The sequence below is a fragment of the Sphingomonas sp. BL-S-30 genome (assembly GCF_055521475.1).
On the sequence record NZ_CM145481.1, the window covers coordinates 2,176,096 to 2,188,672 of the forward strand.

Genomic DNA, 12,577 nt, shown 5'->3' on the forward strand with positions numbered 1-12,577 from the left:
ATGATCGCGCAACCTCGGTGCGCGCCGGCAATTTGCATGCACCGGGCTTAACCCGATCTATACGCCTGTCGTGGAAAGGGGGTGCATGAGTATCCGTGGGGCACGTGGGATGGTGGGTGAAATCGGCGACGACTCGGGGCTGGAAGTGCCCAGCACGCGTGGCGACTCGATCAGTGGGGCAATTACCGTCGCCTCGATCCTGCTGTTCATTGGCACGGGCAGTTCAGTGCTGTCCTCGACGCTTCAGCATTATTTCTCCGGTGGGGAAGGCACAGACCAGACTCTGGTCATCGCCCTGCTGCTCAACGTCGCCCTGATCCTGTTCGGCTGGCGCCGCCACCGCGAACTCGCCCGCGAGGTCACGGTCCGCGCCGCCGCCGAGGAACGCGCGCACCAGCTCGCCGCCAAGGACCCGCTGACCGGCTTCCTCAATCGCCGCAGCCTTGGCGAGCAGGGTGCGGCGATGTTCGCCCGTGCCGAACGCCGGGGCAAGGCGATGGCGATGATGATGCTCGATCTCGACCATTTCAAGACGATCAACGACATGCACGGCCACGCGATCGGCGATACGCTATTGCGCGAGGTCGCGGTGGAGATCGCGGCCGCAATGCCCTCGATCGCGCTGACCGCGCGCTTCGGCGGCGATGAGTTCGCCTGCGCCTTTCTGTTCGACCCCGCCCATCCCGACACGGTCGAACGCATCGCCGAGCGAATCGTGTCGCGCCTCGCCCAGCCGTTCAGGGCGGAGGGGCTTCAGCTCCATATCAGCGTCTCGCTCGGTATCGCCCGCTCGGACTTCGATTGCGCGACCATCGATGCACTGACTCGCTCTGCCGACATCGCCATGTACGCCGCGAAGAATTCGGGCCGCAATCGGTTCGCCTGGTTCGACCTGTCGATGGAGCGCGAGCTCCAGGCACGCAACGAGCTCGAGGCCGGCCTGCGCGGCGCGATCCCGCGGCAGGAGGTGGTTCCCTATTTCGAGCAGCAGATCGATCTCACCACCGGCCGGCTCGGCGGGTTCGAGGTGCTGGCGCGCTGGGAGCATCCGCAACGCGGCCTGGTCGGGCCCGAGGCCTTCATTCCGATCGCCGAGGAAACCGGCATGATCGCCGATCTCTCGCTCTCGATCATGCGCCAGGCCTTCACGGCGGCGAAGGACTGGAATCCGGCGCTGTCGATTTCGGTCAACATCTCACCCTGGCAGCTCAAGGACGCCTGGCTCGCGCAGAAGATCATCAAGGTCCTGACCGAAACCGGCTTCCCGGCGACCCGGCTCGAAATCGAGATTACCGAAAGCTCGCTGTTCGACAATCTGCCGCTCGCCCAGTCGATCGTCGCCAGCCTGAAGAACCAGGGTGTCAGGCTCGCGCTCGACGATTTCGGCACCGGCTATTCGTCGCTGGCGCATCTCCGCGCCCTGCCCTTCGACCGGATCAAGATCGACAAGAGCTTCATCATGTCGATCACCGAGAATTCCGAAAGCGCGGCGATCGTCAATGCCATCACCCGGCTCGGCGACAGCCTCAACCTGCCGATCACCGCGGAAGGTATCGAGGACGCATCGATCGAGGAGCGGCTGCGCGCGCTTGGCTGCTCCAGAGGCCAGGGATATCTCTACGGCCGGCCGATGAGCATCGCCAACACCCGTCGCCTGCTCGCCGAGCGGCGCCTGCTGCTTCAGCCGGCTGCCGGCGATATCAGAGAGATAACTGCCGGCCTTTCTACCAGCCAGCGCCTGGCTGTTTGAGATAGGCCTGTTCATCGGGCGTCGATTGCCGGCCGAGGGCCGCGTTGCGTGACGGAAATCGCCCGAACCGCGCGATCACATCGGCATGGTCATGGGCGTAGGAGAGATTCTCCTCGTTGCCGAGTTGCTCGAAACAGCCGACCGACAGCGCCTGCGCCTCGCGGCTCTCCGCGTGCATCAGCGGCATGTAGAGGAAGGGCCGCCGCTCGTCCGGGTCGAGCCGTTCGTCCCAGCCCCGCTCGATCGCCTCGCGCGTCAGGTCGAGCGCCAGCGCGTCACCGGAAAACGCCGCCGCCGTGTCGCGGTGGATGTTGCGGGAGAACTGATCGAGCAGGATGATCGCCCCCAGCAAAGTCTCCGGGTCGTCCCGCCAGCCACGCGCCTGGCTTGCCAGCACCGCGTCGCGCAATGCACCGAACCGTTGGGCGATTTCGCGGTCGAGCGCCAAATCCTTGCCGAAACGCTTCTTCGCCGGAACCTCGTCAAACCAGAAGGATAGTATCGCATGGGCCTTTTCATGGACTTCGTCCGAACCCGCCCCTAGATCACCGCGCATGTACCACCGTTCCGGCCTCCCTGATGGCTGAGCCCGACATTATCAGCCTGGGCTGCCGTCTCAACATCGCGGAAAGCGAGACGATCCGTACGCTCGTCGGCGCCCGCGACATGGTGGTCGTCAACAGCTGTGCCGTGACCAACAGCGCGGTGCGCGAGACGCGCAGCGCGATCCGCCGCGCGCGCCGCGACCGGCCGGGGGCGCAGATCGTGGTGACCGGCTGCGCCGCGCAGATCGATCCGCGGAGCTTCGCCGCCATGCCCGAGGTCGACCGGGTGATCGGCAACGCCGAGAAATTGAAACCGGAAGCCTGGGAAGCGCATGATGAGGTGATGGTCGGCGACATCATGCAGGTGCGCGAGACGGCGCCGCATCTTGCCGCCGCCTTTGCCGCGCACGCCCGCGCGTTCGTCGAGGTGCAGAATGGCTGCGACCATCGTTGCACCTTCTGCGCGATCCCGTTCGGGCGCGGCAACAGCCGCTCGGTTCCGGCCGGCGGGGTGATCGACCGGATCCGGACACTGGTCGATACCGGACACCGCGAAATCGTGCTGACCGGAGTCGACCTCACCAGCTACGGCCCGGACCTGCCCGGCACGCCTTCTCTCGGCTTGCTGGTCGAACGCATCCTCAACCATGTCCCGACGCTCGAGCGCCTGCGCCTGTCCTCGCTCGATTCGATCGAGATCGACGACCGGCTGTTCGAGCTGTTGACGACCGAGCCACGCATGATGCCGCACGTCCATCTCTCGCTCCAGGCGGGCGACGACATGATCCTGAAACGCATGAAGCGGCGCCACAACCGCGCGGAGAGCGTCCGGATGGTCGAACGGCTCAAGGCGGCGCGCTCCGAGATCGCGATCGGCGCCGACCTGATCGCCGGTTTCCCGACCGAGACCGAGGCGATGTTCCGCAACACGCTGGCGCTGATCGACGATTGCCACATCGTCCACCCGCATATCTTCCCCTATTCGCCGCGCGAGGGCACGCCCGCGGCACGGATGCCGCAGGTCGAGCCGGAAGTGGGCAAGCGCCGCGCCGCGATGTTGCGCGAGGCTGGCACGGTACGACGCGCGAGCTGGCTGCAAAACCTGGTCGGCACCGTCCAGCCGGTCCTGGTGGAGCGCCCCGGCGACCGCGGCCATGCCCCGGCTTTCGCGGAAGTACGCTTTCCCCTCCCCGTTGGCTCGGCACGAACGGAGGTTGGGAGTATCCAACCCATCCTCATCACCGGCGCCAGCGCCACCATCCTCACCGGAATCCCTGCATGAGCACTACTCCAAGCTGGCACGACAAACTGCTCGGCGGCTTCAAGCGCACCTCCGATCGCCTGATCGGCAATCTCGCCGGCCTGGGTGCCGCGCGCCTGGACGAGGCGACGCTTGACGAGATCGAGGAAGCGCTGATCGCCTCCGATCTCGGCCCGGAGACCGCCTCGCGCATCCGGGCGCGCCTCGCGGAGGGCAGCTTCGAGCGCAACATGGAGGAACTCGGCATCCGCCTGGTCGTCGCGGAGGAGATCGAGAAGGTCCTGGCAAAGGTCGCCAAACCGCTCGAGATCGCGGCGTTTCCACGTCCTCAGGTGATCTTGGTCATCGGCGTCAACGGGTCCGGCAAGACCACCACCATCGCCAAGCTGGCGCATTATCTGACCGAGCAGGATTATGGCGTCATGCTCGCCGCCGGCGACACCTTCCGCGCCGCCGCGATCGGCCAGCTCGCCACCTGGGCCGGTCGGGTCGGCGTGCCGATCGTCTCGGGCAACGAAGGCGGCGACGCAGCCGGTATCGTCTATGAGGCCGTAAAGCAGGCGACCGCCACTGGGATCGACGCACTGATCGTCGACACTGCCGGGCGCCTGCAGAACAAGCGCGAGCTGATGGACGAGCTGTCCAAGATCCGCCGCGTGCTCGGCCGCATCAACCCGGAATCCCCGCACGACATCCTGCTCGTGCTGGACGCGACGACCGGCCAGAACGCGCTCAACCAGATCGAGGTGTTCAAGGAATTCGCCGGCGTCACCGGGCTGATCATGACCAAGCTGGACGGCACCGCGCGCGGCGGCGTGCTGGTCGCCGCGGCGGAGAAATATGGCCTGCCGATTCACGCCATCGGCGTCGGCGAGGGCATGGGCGATCTTCGGCCGTTCGATGCGAACGAGGTTGCGCGGATCATCGCGGGTGTGGAAGGGGTTCGCCATGGCAAGTGAAACCAAGCTTCCCCCGGTTGGCCCCGGCCTCCGCCTTGCGATCGACGTCGCGCCGCTCGCGGTCTTTTTCGTCGTGAATTTCATGAGCGGCGGCCCGCAGATCGCGCGGCTGCTCGCGGCGACGACGGCGTTCATGGTCGCGAGCGCGATCGCGATGGTCGTCTCGCGCTGGAAGACCGGCCGCATCTCGCCGATGCTGTGGATGACCGGAACCCTGGTGCTCGTGTTCGGCGGCGCCACGCTCTATTTCCACAACGAGACCTTCATCAAGATCAAGCCAACCTTCGTCTATGCCAGTTTCGCGGCGATCCTGGCGTTCGGCCTCGCAACCGGTCGCCCTTTGCTCCAGTCGCTGCTGGAGACCGCTTATCCCGGCCTGACCGAACAGGGCTGGCGCAAGCTGACGATCAACTGGACGATCTTCTTCGCCTGCATGGCGGTGCTCAATGAGGTTGTGTGGCGCAACAGCACCACCGATTTCTGGGTGGCGTTCAAGCTATGGGGTGCGATTCCGCTGACCCTGGTCTTCGCGATCGCCAATGTGCCGATGCTGATGAAGCACGGGCTGAATACAGGGCAAGAGCCGCCGGTCCCGCCTGAGGGATAAAAACTCCTCCCCGGAACGGGGAGGGCGTCCGAGCTTTGTTCTGCCCCCGGCAGAACAAGATCCTATCCGGGGAATAGGATCTCGCTCGAACGCGCCGAAGGCGGTGGAGGGGCTGGTCGGGCGGGGCCTGGCATAGACCGGCTCCGCGCGAACGCCGCAACTCTCACCGTTCCTACTTGGACGCGTTCACCGCGCTCCAAACCCCTCCGCCAGCTTCGCCACGGGTTGCTCCGCAACCCGGCTTCGCTGCCGCGACATGCCCCCGGCATGTCGCTGATCGCAGCTACGCCCCCCTCCCCTGAGCTCCGCTCAGGGGAGGAATTCCGTAGATCAGCCCACCACGCCGTCGTAGATGCGTCCCGCCTCGTCCCAGTTCACCACGTCCCACCACGCCTTGAGATAGCCGGGGCGGTCGTTGCGATAGATCAGGTAATAAGCGTGCTCCCACACGTCATTGCCCAGGATCGGCGTGCCCTTCACGGCAACGTCGTCCATCAGGGGATTGTCCTGGTTCGGCGTGCTGGTGACCTGCAGCTTGCCATCGGCGTCGGCGATCACCCATGCCCAGCCCGAGCCGAACTGGCCGGCGCCCTTGCCGTTGAAATCTTCCTTCAGCTTGTCGAGCCCGCCATAGGCGTCGATCGCCTCCGCCAGCTTGCCCGAAGGCGTGCCGCCGCCCGGGGTCATGATCTTCCAGAAGAAGTCATGGTTCCAGAAACCGCCGCCATTGTTGCGGACCAGCGGCGGCTGGGTCGAGATCACGGCCAGGATCTCTTCGATCGTCTTGCCGGCCAGCGAGGGGTCCTTTTCGACGCCCTCGTTGAGCTTGTCGGTATACGCCTTGTGGTGCTTGTCGTGATGGAACTTCATCGTCTCTTCGTTGATGGTCGGCTCCAGCGCGTCATAGGCGTAGGGAAGCGGGGGCAGTTCGAAAGCCATGAGTCATCCTCCTTGGAAATGCGCGGGTCACTGACGCAACGCCGAGCCGGTGAAATGGGTCCGACAGCCTCGTTACGCAACCGATTCCGTCACGCCCCGGCGGAAATAAGCCCATGGCGCTTCAACGCGTGGCGAAGCTGGTCGTAACTCAGCCCAAGCGCTTCCGCGGTGGCGCGCTGATTGAAGCGATGCTCGCCAAGCGCCTTGGTCAGCAGATCGCGCTCGAACCGGGCAATGCGCGTCTTGAAGTCGGACGGTGCCTCATCGGCCTCCTCCGCCGGTGCCGTCACGGGCTGCGCGCTTTCCGGCGGCGCCGTCAACACCGGCGCGGGCGTCAGGGGCGCGCCGGCCGGTGCCGGCCGATAGGGTGAATGGAACGGGTCGAACTCGATCGCATCGATCGGCCCTGCCTGCTCCCACCGATAGACGGCGCGCTCCACGACGTTGCGCAACTCGCGCACATTGCCGGGCCATTGATAGTCGACCATCGCCGCCATCGCGTTCGGGCCGAATCCGGGCCAGTCGTCAAAGCCCATTTCGGAGGCCATGCGCCGCCCGAAATGCTCGGCCAGCACCATCACGTCGCCGGGGCGCGCACGGAGCGGCGGCAGGGTCACCACCTCGAACGACAGCCGGTCGAGCAGATCGGCGCGAAACTGGTGCCGCGCCACTTTGTCGGGCAGATTCTCGTTGGTCGCCGCGACGATGCGGACATCGACCTGCAACGGTCGCGAGGATCCGATTCGGGTGATCTCGCCATATTCGACCGCGCGCAGCAGCCTTTCCTGCGCGCCCATCGACAAGGTGCCGAGTTCGTCGAGGAACAGGGTTCCGCGATGCGCTTCCTCGAACCGCCCGACGCGCGACTTGGTCGCGCCGGTGAAGGCCCCTGCCTCATGCCCGAACAATTCGGCCTCGATCAGCGTCTCGGGCAAGGCAGCGCAGTTCATCACCACCAGAGGCTGGTCCCAACGTGGGCTCAGGCGGTGGAGACGCTCGGCGACCAACTCCTTGCCGGTGCCGCGTTCGCCGATGACGAGCACCGGGCGGTCGAGCGCGGCCGCGCGGCTGGCGCGCTCCAGCGTCTCTAGAAAAACGTTCGACTGGCCGATGACCTGGGTAGTGCGATCCATGCCCAAGCCTTGGCGTAAATTCCCAAGGCTTGGCAAGATATTTTAGATCGGTTCATGTGGCGTTCAGCCGAAAATGGCGGAAAACCGAGCTTTTAGAAACTGGCACGCTCCCTGCAATACTCCTGGCATCTGCCCAACAGGGCGACACGGACAACCAGTTACAGGGAATTACGCCATGAAGAACCGCTACAAAGCCGGCGACCTCCGCCACACCGTCGCAGCCGTCGCTTGTGCGGTCGTGCTGGGCTCCACCTTCCTGCTCGGCGCCGTCGCGCCGGCCCAGGCCGCTCCGGCGGCCCTCTACACCCAGACCGCCGCCTGATCGTCAGGCGGCGCTGCCGGGGCGGCCACCCCTTGCACCGCCCCGGCACCCCTTCAACCCTCACCCAGTATCCTGCGTACCTATTAGGAGAGTTTTCGAGATGGGCATTTTCTCCCGAACCCGCGACATCATCGCCGCCAACTTCACCGATCTGCTCGACAAGGCGGAAGACCCCGCCAAGATGATCCGCATGATCATCCTCGAGATGGAGGAGACCCTGGTTGAAGTCCGCGCCTCCGCCGCGCGCACCATTGCCGACCAGAAGGAAATGCGCCGCCACATCTCGAAGCTCGAATCGCTTCAGGAAAGCTGGACCGAAAAGGCCGAGCTGGCCCTGTCCAAGGGCCGCGAGGACCTGGCCAAGGCCGCCCTGGTCGAAAAGCAGAAGGCCGCCGACATGGCCGCCCAGCTGACCGGCGAGATCACGGTGCTCGACGAAGCGCTCCGCGCCTCGGAAGAGGACATCAACAAGCTGCAGACCAAGCTTCGCGAGGCCCGCACCCGCCAGAACTCGATCGTCACCCGGCTCGAGACCGCGCACAACCGCTACAAGCTGCGCGAAATGTATGCCGGCCCGAAGATGCAGGACGCGTTCTCGCGCTTCGAGATCATGGAGCGCCGGGTCGACATGGCCGAGGGCCGCGCCGAAGTCGCCGGCATGGGCGTCCCGAAGAGCCTCGAGGAGGAGATCGCGGAGCTGAAGGCAAGCGAGAAGGTCGAGGCGGAACTCGCCGCGATGAAGGCGCGCGCCGCCGGCTCGAAGGAAGTCTGAGATGGAAGACGTCCTTATCCCAGCGATCGTCTGCGGCATCCTGTTCATCGGCATGCCCTGGGTGATCCTCCACTATGTGACCAAGTGGAAGCAGGCGCCGAAGATCACCACCGAGGACGAGAATCTGCTCGATGAGCTGCACTATCTCGCCCGCCGGCTCGAAGACCGCCTGAATACCGTGGAGCGCATCGTCGCCGCCGACCACCCCGAGTGGCGCCCCGGCACGATGACGCCTTCGACCAGCAACGACCTTCCCAGGAGCAACTGAGATGTCCGCAAGCCGCACCAAATTCTATCTCGACAAGCAGAACCGCAAATGGCTGGGCGTCTGCGCCGGGATCGCCGATTACACCGGGGTCGATGTCACCTGGGTCCGCGTCGGCGCCGTTCTGCTCACCATCGCCGGCGGCTTCCCCTGGACGCTGCTCGCTTACTGGCTGGTCGCCTGGATGGCCGAGAGCAAGCCCTACGGCCTGTACGAAACCCCGGAAGACGCGAAGTTCTGGCAGGGTGTCCGTTCGAACCCGAAGCGCTCGACCGCTGAGGTCCGCTCCAAGTTCCGCGACATCGATCGCCGGCTCGCCGACATCGAGATGATGTACACCAGCCGCAACAGCCGCCTCGCCGACGAGATCGACAGCCTGCGCTGAACCTCGCCGCCGAACAGGGGAGAATGACAATGACTTGGGGTGGACCTGGCTTCGTGATCGCGATCATCGCGATCTCCTATGCCGGCTGGATCATCAACAACTGGGTCCGCGCCCGCCACGGCTATCCTCTCGAGGATGAGTGGTCCGGCAAGAGCGCGAAGGGAGACCCCGACGCGGAACGGAAGATCCAGCTGCTGACGACGGAGAATGAGCGCCAGGCCGGGCAGATCAGCCGGCTGGAGGAACGGATCGCAGTGCTGGAACGCATCGCAACCGACCCCGCCGAACGCACTGCCCGCCAGATCGACGAGCTGCGCTGAAGCGCACAGGCTCAGGAGTTAGAACGATGCACAACGGTCAAATTTTCGTCCTCGCGATCATCGCCCTCGCCATGCTCGGCGGTGTCGCGAAGATGTGGATCCGGGCCCAGCACGGCCTGCCGATCGAAACACGCCGCAGCCGCCGGTACCGCGATCGCTACGCCGACGACGGTCCCGACGCCGAACGCAAGATCCACCTCCTCTCATCCGAGAACGAGCGGCTGGTGGGCCAGGTTTCCCGCCTCGAGGAGCGGATCGCCGTCCTCGAACGCATCGCCACCGATCCCGCCGAGCGCACCGCTCGCGAAATCGACGCCCTTCGCTAGGAGCAGCACCAATGAACGAACATCTGATCATGGAGCTGATCAAGCCGGTTTCGCTGCTGACGCTGATCGCGATCGGCGCCTGGCTGGTCACCACCTGGATGAAGGTCCGCCACGGCTATCCGCTCACGGGAAGCAACGGGCAGACGCTCTATCCGAGCTCGGGCGAGGAAACGATCGAGCGGGTCAAGTTGCTGACCCAGGAGAACAGCCAGCTTCGCGCCGAGATCGGCGCGGTTAAGGATCGGCTCGCTAATGTCGAACGCATCGTCACGGACGGCGCGCACAGCCTTGATCGCGAGATCGAACAGCTCCGGCTGAAGGCAAACTGAGGAGACAGGTTGTGGAACCCAATATCGTTTTCATGATCCCGATCCTCGCGATCATGGTCGGACTGGTGGCGGTGGTCGGCGGCGTGATCGTCAAGCCGTGGCTGGCCCACCGCGAGAAGCAGATGGAACTCGAAGCCAAGATGATCGCCGAGAAGGCCGCGCAATATGCGTCCCAGACCGGCGGCCTCGAACAACGGGTGCGTGTGCTGGAGAGGATCGTCACCGACCGCGGCATCGACGTCGCGGACGAGATCGAGAAGCTCCGGAACCAGCCCCCGCTCAACTGAACTTTGAATAGAAGGATTTCGCGATGATTATCTTCCTGGCCGTGATGACCGCTGTTGCCGGCGTCGCCGTCTACCTCTGCGAGCGGGTCGATGCCCCCCGCCGCCGCCTGGAGCGTGAGGCCGGCAAGGCCCTCTGAAGCACCCGTTTTCGAAACAGGGAGTTGAAACATGAACCCCTTTGAAATGGTTGTCGCCATCGTCGTCATTGCCACGATCGGCAGCGTGCTCCGCGCTCGCTACGGCATCGGCCGCGACCGCAAGGGCAACGACTACAGCGTCCGCGACGACGGCATGGCCCAGGCAGAGAACCAGCGGCTGCGCGAAGAACTCCGGGCCATGAAGGAGCGCTTGGCGGTCCTCGAACGGCTCGCCACCGAAAACGACACCAGCGGCGCACGCCTCGATCGCGAGATCGAAAAGCTGCGCGACCGCACTTGACCGAGGGAGCAGGGATCATGACCGATCCGAACTTCTACATCACCATGGCAATGACCACGCTGGCGGGCCTCGGCATGCTGAGCTTCGTCGCCCTCACCGGCTGGCGCGGCTGGCTCGCCCTGAAGCGCCAGGAGCTCAATCTGCAGGGCGACCTGCACACCGCCCCTTCGATGCCCAATGCCAGCGCCCGCATCGAGATTGCCGACCTGAAGGAACGCATCCGCAAGCTCGAGGCGATCGCCGCCGGCGTGGATCTCTGACCTGGCTGCGCCGCACCTCGCACATCCTCAGGTGCGAAGCGGCGCGGTAATGTAGTGAAGGACACCCTCGCTCTTCTACTTCCCCGGCGAAGGCCGGGGTCCAGTTGGGGGACGGTTGTAACTGGCGATGCGTGCCGTCGAGTGGCCTTCCCAACTGGACCCCGGCCTTCGCCGGGGAAGGAACATCGGTTTGATTTTGGTCCGCACAGGCCCTAGCGCCCACCTCATGCAAAGCCTCGCTGACCTGCAAGACGAATACAGCTTCCTCGATGCGGACGATCGCTACCGTCTGCTGATCGATCTGGGCAAGGACCTGGAACCGATGCCCGAGGCGCTGAAGACCGACACCACGCTGGTCCGCGGCTGTTCCGCGTCGGTATGGGTCTATCCCACGGCAAAGGATGACGGCAGGCTCCATTTCGTCGCCGATTCCAACGCCGCGATCACCAAGGGCATCATCGCGCTGGTGCTGTTGACGGTGCAGGATCAGGCCCCCGCCGCGATCCTCACGGCCGATATCGAGGCGGCGCTGGCGCCCTTCGACCTGAAGAACCAGCTCAGCTCGAACCGCACTCAGGGCATACCCAACATGATCGCCCTGATCCGCGAGACCGCGGCACGCTACAGGGGCTGAGGCGCGGTCACGATCTGGCGCAATGCCGCGACCAGACGGTCGGGATCCCTCACGGGTCGCCCGGACGGCATCCGCAGTCTAGATCGGCGTAGAGCACTGCATCACCGGGGCGCAGCCGCTTCTGCACCGCAACGAGATCACTCACCGTCTTCGCCCTCACATAGAAGCTGGTGTCGCGGCTCACGCGGTCGCCGTCGTCAGGCCGACCGCCTCGGCAACCGCATCGAGATTGGTCCCGGCTTTCACCAGCATCCACTCGCCGGGAGCAGCGCCGTCGACCATCGTCACCGCGCCGCGTGGGCAGACACCAAGGCATTTCACCTCGACAATGCCGGCCCTGCCCTTGCGGCCCTTCTTCAGTCCGAGATGCTTTCGTAGCGCCTTGGCGAGCGGCGTCCGCCCCTTGGGACCGAAGCCGCCATCCAGCTTCTTCGAGCATTTCTTGCAGACCAGCAGCGTGCTCGACCAGGCCGACCGGACCGATTTCAACCGGCGGGTTTCCATTGTCGCGCGTCCTCGGCGGTGCGCAGCACGTCATAAGCCGCCTGGATCGCCTGGAACCGGGTCGCTGCTTCCTTGTCACCAGGGCGGACATCGGGATGATTGGACTTGGCAAGCCGCCGCCAGGCCACGCGCACCGCGTCGAAATCGGCGTCGGCCTCGAGTTCGAGCACCTCCAGCGCACGCATCTCGTCGCGTGATCGGCTGCCGTCGCCGGGACCCGCCCAGCCATAATGCTTCGCCTCGGCATAGCCATCCGCCGTGCGGGTTTCGTCGGCCTCACGCTTCGCGGCTTCCTCGGCGGTCAGGCCTTCGAAATAATTCCAGCCGCGATTATATTCCGCCGCGTGATCCTGGCAGAAATACCAGCGTTCCGGGCTGTTGGGCGATTTCGGCGCGGGGCAGTTGCCCGGCGCGTCGCAGCCGTGCCGGTCGCACAGCCGCACCGTCGTCGCCTCGCGCCCGGCGCCATAGCCGCGCCAGCGGGGAAAGCCCCAGTCGACCGATCGGGAGGAGGAACGCGCCATTGGCCCGACATAGGGGA

20 protein-coding genes are annotated in these 12,577 nt (G+C 65.2%); 15 read left to right on the forward strand and 5 right to left on the reverse strand.

Features of this window, described 5'->3' with window-relative positions:
* Positions 1-109: 109 nt before the first annotated feature.
* Complete coding sequence (locus ACZ1I5_RS09930; protein ID WP_465173525.1) at positions 110-1,750, forward strand: putative bifunctional diguanylate cyclase/phosphodiesterase; 1,641 nt, start codon at positions 110-112, stop codon at positions 1,748-1,750.
* Here the strand turns inward: ACZ1I5_RS09930 and ACZ1I5_RS09935 are convergent.
* A complete protein-coding gene (locus ACZ1I5_RS09935; RefSeq protein ID WP_465173526.1) occupies positions 1,725-2,306 on the reverse strand; it encodes a DUF924 family protein in 582 nt (193 codons plus the stop codon). The two genes, ACZ1I5_RS09930 and ACZ1I5_RS09935, sit on opposite strands and share 26 nt — an antisense overlap.
* Before the next feature lie 23 nt (positions 2,307-2,329).
* Between ACZ1I5_RS09935 and mtaB the strand changes: the two genes are divergently transcribed.
* Genes mtaB through ACZ1I5_RS09950 form a run of 3 tightly spaced genes read left to right on the forward strand, consistent with a single transcriptional unit; the run spans position 2,330 to position 5,122 of the window.
* The gene (gene mtaB / locus ACZ1I5_RS09940) at positions 2,330-3,577 is read left to right on the forward strand and encodes a tRNA (N(6)-L-threonylcarbamoyladenosine(37)-C(2))-methylthiotransferase MtaB (RefSeq protein WP_465173527.1); all 1,248 of its coding nucleotides are present in this window, start codon (positions 2,330-2,332) and stop codon (positions 3,575-3,577) included.
* Complete coding sequence (gene ftsY / locus ACZ1I5_RS09945; RefSeq protein WP_465173528.1) at positions 3,574-4,515, forward strand: signal recognition particle-docking protein FtsY; 942 nt, start codon at positions 3,574-3,576, stop codon at positions 4,513-4,515. Before mtaB ends, ftsY begins: the two co-directional genes overlap by 4 nt.
* Positions 4,505-5,122, forward strand: a complete 618-nt coding sequence (locus ACZ1I5_RS09950) for a septation protein A (RefSeq protein ID WP_465173529.1) — start codon at positions 4,505-4,507, stop codon at positions 5,120-5,122. The genes ftsY and ACZ1I5_RS09950 overlap by 11 nt, the downstream gene beginning before the upstream one ends.
* A 330-nt stretch (positions 5,123-5,452) precedes the next feature.
* Here the strand turns inward: ACZ1I5_RS09950 and ACZ1I5_RS09955 are convergent, their stop codons facing one another.
* Both ACZ1I5_RS09955 and pspF read right to left on the reverse strand, forming a co-directional pair.
* A complete protein-coding gene (locus ACZ1I5_RS09955) occupies positions 5,453-6,061 on the reverse strand; it encodes a superoxide dismutase (protein ID WP_465173530.1) in 609 nt (202 codons plus the stop codon).
* A gap of 89 nt (positions 6,062-6,150) precedes the next feature.
* The gene (gene pspF / locus ACZ1I5_RS09960; RefSeq protein ID WP_465173531.1) at positions 6,151-7,194 is read right to left on the reverse strand and encodes a phage shock protein operon transcriptional activator; all 1,044 of its coding nucleotides are present in this window, start codon (positions 7,192-7,194) and stop codon (positions 6,151-6,153) included.
* A gap of 175 nt (positions 7,195-7,369) precedes the next feature.
* Between pspF and ACZ1I5_RS09965 the strand changes: the two genes are divergently transcribed.
* From ACZ1I5_RS09965 to ACZ1I5_RS10015, 11 genes are all read left to right on the forward strand, one after another.
* Positions 7,370-7,516 (forward strand): hypothetical protein, encoded by a 147-nt coding sequence (locus tag ACZ1I5_RS09965; RefSeq protein WP_465173533.1) that lies wholly within the window; start codon positions 7,370-7,372, stop codon positions 7,514-7,516.
* A 100-nt stretch (positions 7,517-7,616) separates the two neighbouring features.
* On the forward strand, positions 7,617-8,288 hold the full coding sequence (gene pspA / locus ACZ1I5_RS09970) for a phage shock protein PspA (protein ID WP_465173534.1): 672 nt from the start codon (positions 7,617-7,619) through the stop codon (positions 8,286-8,288).
* Position 8,289: 1 nt separating this feature from the next.
* Entirely contained in the window at positions 8,290-8,556 is a 267-nt protein-coding gene (gene pspB / locus ACZ1I5_RS09975; RefSeq protein WP_465173535.1) for an envelope stress response membrane protein PspB, read from the forward strand.
* A 1-nt stretch (position 8,557) separates the two neighbouring features.
* A complete protein-coding gene (gene pspC / locus ACZ1I5_RS09980; protein ID WP_465173536.1) occupies positions 8,558-8,938 on the forward strand; it encodes an envelope stress response membrane protein PspC in 381 nt (126 codons plus the stop codon).
* Positions 8,939-8,967: 29 nt separating this feature from the next.
* Positions 8,968-9,258, forward strand: coding sequence for a hypothetical protein (locus ACZ1I5_RS09985; RefSeq protein WP_465173537.1), 291 nt, complete (start codon positions 8,968-8,970; stop codon positions 9,256-9,258).
* A 26-nt stretch (positions 9,259-9,284) separates the two neighbouring features.
* Positions 9,285-9,584, forward strand: a complete 300-nt coding sequence (locus ACZ1I5_RS09990; protein ID WP_465173538.1) for a hypothetical protein — start codon at positions 9,285-9,287, stop codon at positions 9,582-9,584.
* Positions 9,585-9,595: 11 nt separating this feature from the next.
* Positions 9,596-9,913: a hypothetical protein gene (locus ACZ1I5_RS09995; protein WP_465173539.1), complete on the forward strand. Its 318-nt coding sequence runs from the start codon at positions 9,596-9,598 to the stop codon at positions 9,911-9,913.
* Between the two features lie 32 nt (positions 9,914-9,945).
* Positions 9,946-10,200: a hypothetical protein gene (locus ACZ1I5_RS10000; protein WP_465173540.1), complete on the forward strand. Its 255-nt coding sequence runs from the start codon at positions 9,946-9,948 to the stop codon at positions 10,198-10,200.
* Positions 10,201-10,368: 168 nt separating this feature from the next.
* Entirely contained in the window at positions 10,369-10,638 is a 270-nt protein-coding gene (locus ACZ1I5_RS10005) for a hypothetical protein (protein WP_465173541.1), read from the forward strand.
* 17 nt (positions 10,639-10,655) lie between these two features.
* Positions 10,656-10,898: a hypothetical protein gene (locus ACZ1I5_RS10010; RefSeq protein WP_465173542.1), complete on the forward strand. Its 243-nt coding sequence runs from the start codon at positions 10,656-10,658 to the stop codon at positions 10,896-10,898.
* A 226-nt stretch (positions 10,899-11,124) separates the two neighbouring features.
* A complete protein-coding gene (locus ACZ1I5_RS10015) occupies positions 11,125-11,532 on the forward strand; it encodes a SufE family protein (protein ID WP_465173543.1) in 408 nt (135 codons plus the stop codon).
* Positions 11,533-11,712: 180 nt separating this feature from the next.
* On the opposite strand, the gene ACZ1I5_RS10020 is transcribed toward ACZ1I5_RS10015, so the two are convergent.
* Entirely contained in the window at positions 11,713-12,036 is a 324-nt protein-coding gene (locus ACZ1I5_RS10020; RefSeq protein WP_465173544.1) for a hypothetical protein, read from the reverse strand.
* Positions 12,018-12,560, reverse strand: a complete 543-nt coding sequence (locus ACZ1I5_RS10025) for a J domain-containing protein (RefSeq protein WP_465173545.1) — start codon at positions 12,558-12,560, stop codon at positions 12,018-12,020. The genes ACZ1I5_RS10020 and ACZ1I5_RS10025 overlap by 19 nt, the downstream gene beginning before the upstream one ends.
* Positions 12,561-12,577: the final 17 nt, after the last annotated feature.

What these genes read in the sequence shown, in the direction of transcription:
- pspF (WP_465173531.1), bottom strand. Translation starts at nt 7,194, where the DNA reads ATGGATCGCACTACCCAGGTCATCGGCCAGTCGAACGTTTTTCTAGAG.
- ACZ1I5_RS10025 (WP_465173545.1), bottom strand. Translation starts at nt 12,560, where the DNA reads ATGGCGCGTTCCTCCTCCCGATCGGTCGACTGGGGCTTTCCCCGCTGG.
- ACZ1I5_RS10010 (WP_465173542.1), top strand. Translation starts at nt 10,656, where the DNA reads ATGACCGATCCGAACTTCTACATCACCATGGCAATGACCACGCTGGCG.
- pspB (WP_465173535.1), top strand. Translation starts at nt 8,290, where the DNA reads ATGGAAGACGTCCTTATCCCAGCGATCGTCTGCGGCATCCTGTTCATC.
- ACZ1I5_RS10000 (WP_465173540.1), top strand. Translation starts at nt 9,946, where the DNA reads ATGATCCCGATCCTCGCGATCATGGTCGGACTGGTGGCGGTGGTCGGC.
- ACZ1I5_RS10015 (WP_465173543.1), top strand. Translation starts at nt 11,125, where the DNA reads ATGCAAAGCCTCGCTGACCTGCAAGACGAATACAGCTTCCTCGATGCG.
- ACZ1I5_RS10020 (WP_465173544.1), bottom strand. Translation starts at nt 12,036, where the DNA reads ATGGAAACCCGCCGGTTGAAATCGGTCCGGTCGGCCTGGTCGAGCACG.
- pspC (WP_465173536.1), top strand. Translation starts at nt 8,558, where the DNA reads ATGTCCGCAAGCCGCACCAAATTCTATCTCGACAAGCAGAACCGCAAA.
- ACZ1I5_RS09965 (WP_465173533.1), top strand. Translation starts at nt 7,370, where the DNA reads ATGAAGAACCGCTACAAAGCCGGCGACCTCCGCCACACCGTCGCAGCC.
- ACZ1I5_RS09950 (WP_465173529.1), top strand. Translation starts at nt 4,505, where the DNA reads ATGGCAAGTGAAACCAAGCTTCCCCCGGTTGGCCCCGGCCTCCGCCTT.
- ACZ1I5_RS09985 (WP_465173537.1), top strand. Translation starts at nt 8,968, where the DNA reads ATGACTTGGGGTGGACCTGGCTTCGTGATCGCGATCATCGCGATCTCC.
- ACZ1I5_RS09935 (WP_465173526.1), bottom strand. Translation starts at nt 2,306, where the DNA reads ATGCGCGGTGATCTAGGGGCGGGTTCGGACGAAGTCCATGAAAAGGCC.
- ACZ1I5_RS09990 (WP_465173538.1), top strand. Translation starts at nt 9,285, where the DNA reads ATGCACAACGGTCAAATTTTCGTCCTCGCGATCATCGCCCTCGCCATG.
- ACZ1I5_RS09955 (WP_465173530.1), bottom strand. Translation starts at nt 6,061, where the DNA reads ATGGCTTTCGAACTGCCCCCGCTTCCCTACGCCTATGACGCGCTGGAG.
- ACZ1I5_RS09930 (WP_465173525.1), top strand. Translation starts at nt 110, where the DNA reads ATGGTGGGTGAAATCGGCGACGACTCGGGGCTGGAAGTGCCCAGCACG.
- ACZ1I5_RS10005 (WP_465173541.1), top strand. Translation starts at nt 10,369, where the DNA reads ATGAACCCCTTTGAAATGGTTGTCGCCATCGTCGTCATTGCCACGATC.
- mtaB (WP_465173527.1), top strand. Translation starts at nt 2,330, where the DNA reads ATGGCTGAGCCCGACATTATCAGCCTGGGCTGCCGTCTCAACATCGCG.
- ftsY (WP_465173528.1), top strand. Translation starts at nt 3,574, where the DNA reads ATGAGCACTACTCCAAGCTGGCACGACAAACTGCTCGGCGGCTTCAAG.
- ACZ1I5_RS09995 (WP_465173539.1), top strand. Translation starts at nt 9,596, where the DNA reads ATGAACGAACATCTGATCATGGAGCTGATCAAGCCGGTTTCGCTGCTG.
- pspA (WP_465173534.1), top strand. Translation starts at nt 7,617, where the DNA reads ATGGGCATTTTCTCCCGAACCCGCGACATCATCGCCGCCAACTTCACC.